Origin of the sequence: Erythrobacter sp. NE805, from assembly GCF_046452355.1 — a bacterium.
In the GTDB taxonomy this organism is placed as follows: domain Bacteria; phylum Pseudomonadota; class Alphaproteobacteria; order Sphingomonadales; family Sphingomonadaceae; genus Erythrobacter.
On the sequence record NZ_JBKFDI010000013.1, the window covers coordinates 1 to 2392 of the forward strand.

3 protein-coding genes are annotated in these 2392 nt (G+C 72.7%); all 3 read right to left on the reverse strand.

What is annotated here, in order from left to right; genetic code table 11:
• The coding region (locus tag ACLBKU_RS17640; RefSeq protein WP_410180882.1) for a TrbI/VirB10 family protein at window positions 1–792 on the reverse strand (792 nt) is incomplete at its 3' end.
• Between the two features lie 31 nt (window positions 793–823).
• A complete protein-coding gene (locus tag ACLBKU_RS17645; RefSeq protein ID WP_410180883.1) occupies window positions 824–1624 on the reverse strand; it encodes a TrbG/VirB9 family P-type conjugative transfer protein in 801 nt (266 codons plus the stop codon).
• Window positions 1621–2392, reverse strand: a 772-nt coding sequence (locus ACLBKU_RS17650) for a type IV secretion system protein (protein ID WP_410180884.1), incomplete at its 5' end; no start/stop codon positions are given. The genes ACLBKU_RS17650 and ACLBKU_RS17645, both read right to left, overlap by 4 nt.

A 2392-nucleotide genomic window follows, 5' to 3' on the forward strand; every position in this document is an offset into this window, starting at 1 on the left:
CTGCTGCACCCCGGCCTGGTACTGGCCGATGAGGCGCGAGGAGCGCGGGATCAGCACGCGCTTGCCGTCGAAGCTCTTGACGTCCTGGCTCACCACCGCGCGCACGTAGCCGGGCACGTCGGTGTTGATCCCGGTCTCGAGGATCGCGGGGATCAGCGTGCCCTCGGTGACGGTGGTCGAGGGGTTGACCATCGAACGCGCCTGCGCGGGCGCGCCGCCGACCCCGCCGACGCGGCTCGCGAAGGCGGCCGCGCCGCCCGTGCCGGCCACCTCGGCGCCCGGGGTGCCCGGGGCGGGCGCGGGCAGCGCGCCCTCGGCGGCGCGGATCGCGCGGGCAACGCTGGCGTCGAAGACGAGCTGCGGGCTCGCATAGGGGTTGATCGCCGATCCAGGCGCCGCATTCGGGTTCACGGCATAGACCGGCGCGGGCACCGGCGCGCCCTCGGGCTGGTCCGGCACGACGGCGGGCTCGGCGGGCGCGGGTACGACCGCGGGCTGCATCGGCACGGCGGCGGCCTGCGCGGGCGCGGGGCCGCGGCCGCCGATGCCCTCGGGCGGCGAGGTGCGCGCGGCGTTCATCGCCCAGAAGGTCACCACCCCGAGCAGGCCGACCACGGCCGCCCCGGCGACGATCTGCATCCCGTCACCCTTGACCTTGCGGTCGGTCACCGCCGGGAAGGCGGCGCGGCTCGCGAGGTCGATGATCTCGGCGGATTCCCGCTCGCGCGGATCGGCGGTCTCGCCATTGGCCGTCCCGCCCTTCCTGGGCGGCAGTCGCATCGCCAGACGCATCACATGGTCTCCCTAAAGATCTGTTCGCGCATCATTTCTTGCCCTTCTTGCGCGGCGCGGAGAGCCCCGCCTGCCGCTGCCCGGGCGCAAGCCCGGCGGTGTTGGTGAGGGTCGCGGTGTCGCGCCCGGAGCGCAGGATCAGCTGCGGCGGCACCCCGTCGACGACGATCGTGTCGCCGCGCACGGTGAAGTTGACCGGCCCTTCCTCGCCCGCGTCGTTGGTGACGAGGATCGCGGGAACCGCGGTGCCCGCGGCCCAGGTCAGGAACACCGCCGCGCCGTCGTCATAGGCGCGCAGCGGCAGGAGCTCGCTCGACCCGGCGCTGCTCCAGGCGAAATTGAGCTTGGCCGGGTCGCTCGCCGGGGCGGCGCCGGGGGCGGCCATGTCGGGCGCGGCAGCGACGCGCTGGGCCTGCGCCTCGGCCTCGGCGAGGGCGGCGAGACGGGCTTCCTCGGCCGCCTTCTCGAGCTCGGGATAGCGGAATTGAAGCACGTAAAGCGCTGAACTCTTGGGAGAAGCCACGAGGTCGAAGAGATAGGTCCGCTTGTCGGTCACCACCGTCATGTTGGTCCGCGCGGCGGGCTCCAGCGGCTTCACGAAGAGGATCGTCTGCGCCTTGTTGGGCTGCACCTGCCAGGCGGCCGAATCCCCGATCGCGACGTTCTCGATCACCTCGTCGGGGCCGAACTTGATGGTGGTCTGGACCTTGGTGCGGCCTTCGACCTGCACCACGGCATCGGCATCATAAACACGCGTTTGCAAGCGGTTATCCGCTGCCGCCGGGGCTGCGAACGAAAGGGCGAGCGCGAGCGTCAGCGCGGCGCGGGTCATCGGTAGGTCTCCGGAGGGGTCGTGGCGGTTGGCGCGGTGCCACGCGAGGACGAGGCGGTGCGGAAGCGGTTGCCGATCCCGCGGGTGCGGGTGGCGGGCGGATTGAGCGGGCTCACCGGCGCCCCGCTGCCGGTCGCGGCGACAACCCGTGTTTCACGTGAAACATTGCCCTCAGGCCCCGTGTCATTGGCGGCAAGGCCGGGCTGGAGGGGGGCTACCTCGACCCTGCGGGGGGCCAGACCCGGGCTGGCGGGGGGCAGGACCGCCCCACGCGGCGCGGCGCCCGGCGCGAGCGGCGGGACGACCACCGTGCGCGGCCCCTCGCCCGAGCGCTCGCGCTCCTGCGCGGGCACAAGGCCGAACACCTGCCAGCCGCGCACCATCATCGCCGAGACCACCAGCGCCATCAGCATCAGCATCGCGTGGACGAAGCCGACCACGAAGAAGGCCATCGCCGCCTGCTGGTCGATCTTGCCCGGCGTCTTGGTCAGCGCCTGCAGCACCGGCACCGCCATCTCGAGCATGATCGAGCCGCCCAGCACCGCGAAGAGCGGCGCGAGCGCGAGCATCACCAGCCCCTTGAGCCAGCCGGTGAACAGGCCGCGCGTGCCCTCGAACAGCGCCAGCACCACGAAGATCGGCCCGACCGCGAGCAGCAGCGCCAGCGCGATCCGCGAGGTCACCAGGAGGCCCACCGTGCCGAGCAGCAGCAGCAGCGCGCCCATCCACATCATCCCGGGCGGCGAGAAGGCGGCGATGTCCTTGGTA

Excerpts from the sequence above, each read along its gene's own strand:
- ACLBKU_RS17645 (WP_410180883.1), bottom strand. The coding sequence starts at position 1,624 with ATGACCCGCGCCGCGCTGACGCTCGCGCTCGCCCTTTCGTTCGCAGCC.